This is a genomic window from Massilia genomosp. 1, assembly GCF_011682185.1.
Lineage (GTDB): Bacteria > Pseudomonadota > Gammaproteobacteria > Burkholderiales > Burkholderiaceae_D > Telluria_A > Telluria_A rubra.
The window spans coordinates 1-1035 of the sequence record NZ_WHJF01000309.1 but is presented as its reverse complement, the minus strand read 5'-3'; the positions used below and the strand labels follow the sequence as shown (position 1 = coordinate 1035).

Sequence of the window (1035 nt, the reverse complement as noted above, 5' to 3'; positions counted from 1 at the left end):
AGACATGCATGCCAGTCCAGTTGCCGCTTTACCGTCACCCGACAATGACGGTTGTGATTGATGATGATCGTTCTTCACTGGCCGTACTGGATTTCCACCTCGAACAAAGCCTGGCAAAGACCACCTTTAACCGGGCTCGCGCGGCACTCGACTGGGTGTCGGACATTTTCAGCAGGGTGGACCCAAGTGGACCCCAACTGTTGGGCTTTGAAGATGAGTGCGGTGAAGGGGGCACGACCGCCGAAAGCGACCTGGAGCGGATCTATCACTTTGTCGGCGATCCCCAGCGTTTTTCGCTGCCCACTGTCGTGGTGATCGATTACGCGATGCCGGACATGGATGGGCTGGAGTTTTGCGAGGCGGCCGCCGATCTGCCCTGCAAGAAAATCATGTTCACTGCTCGCGCCGACGCGAGCTTTGCCGTGGCGGCCTTTAATCGTGGCCTCATTCATCGGTTTATCCGGAAGCAGGGGCCCGACGCCCTCGACCAGCTGGAGGCGGCGATCGACGCTCTGCAGAATACCTATTTCCTGGATCAGTCACGCAGCCAGGCCGGCCAGCTGGATGCCGGCAAGTTTGGATTTCTCCGCGACCCGGCTGCGGCCGCCATGGTTCAGGGCCTGTGCGATCGCTACGGGTTTGTTGAATACTATCTTTTTACTAATCCCCACGGCTTTCTGTTCTTTGACGCCGAAGGAGCGCCCACGCTCGTCCCGATGATGAACGCCAAAAGTCTTGAATGGCATGCCGATATCGCTGCAGAGGAGGGTGCGCCTGCGGAGCTGTCGGCCGCGCTGCGTGAGCGCCGCGTGGTGCCGTTTTTTCATACTGGCGACGGATGCTGGTCCTCCGATCTGCCAGGCGACCCGCTGAAATACTGCAAGCGACCACAGGTCACGCGGGGCAGGGAAGACTACTACTGGGCAATGTTCGATCTGCCTGACCACTATCGCAAGCGCGAACCGTATTCGCACGCCAGGTTCCTGCGCGAGCACCTCCACCGCCCCTGATTACCGTGTAACGGGAAGCATGCCG

1 protein-coding gene is annotated in these 1035 nt (G+C 59.5%); it reads left to right on the top strand.

Features of this window, described 5'->3' with window-relative positions; genetic code table 11:
• A partial coding sequence (locus F1735_RS33775; protein ID WP_222853175.1) for a hypothetical protein occupies positions 1–1010 on the top strand: 1010 nt, incomplete at its 5' end.
• Between the last annotated feature and the right edge of the window lie 25 nt (positions 1011–1035).